We start from the raw sequence: 400 nt of genomic DNA, 5'->3' as shown, positions 1-400 counted from the left end.
AGAATCTTCACTTGCGGCGTTGGTCGGAGCAGCCATGTGTTCGGCCTTCTTGTGCGGTACTCATGACCGCTGGCCATAGTGCCCTCCGCGGATCACGTCCCGATCAAAAGCACGCATTCGAAGATGCCATGGCCCATGTGGGTTGTCCTGATCGCCGGATCGACCGGCGCTGCATTAGTGCTGTTCGCCCTTCCAACCGTTACGTTACAGCCGGATGACCGGCTGTGACCTCGTTCACGCCGTAAGGCCGGCGGGTTCCTTATAGGGTTCGTTCCTGGCCATCATCGCCCATGCCATCCTGGCGAGCTTATTGGCGAGTGCGATGGCTGCGACCTTGGTGGGGCGGCGTGCCAACAACGCAGTGAGCCAAGGCCGATGGCTCGTGCCATGGATCTTGGCA

1 pseudogene is annotated in these 400 nt (G+C 60.5%); it reads right to left on the bottom strand.

The window, feature by feature from the left end:
• Window positions 1-234: 234 nt before the first annotated feature.
• Window positions 235-400, bottom strand: a pseudogene (locus AC0L3J_RS37570) (IS110 family transposase); the annotation flags it as partial.

This window comes from Bradyrhizobium sp. Kon37 (genome assembly GCF_055807535.1).
The sequence above is the reverse complement of the archived record's forward strand: the minus strand, read 5'-3'. Positions and strand labels throughout refer to the sequence as shown.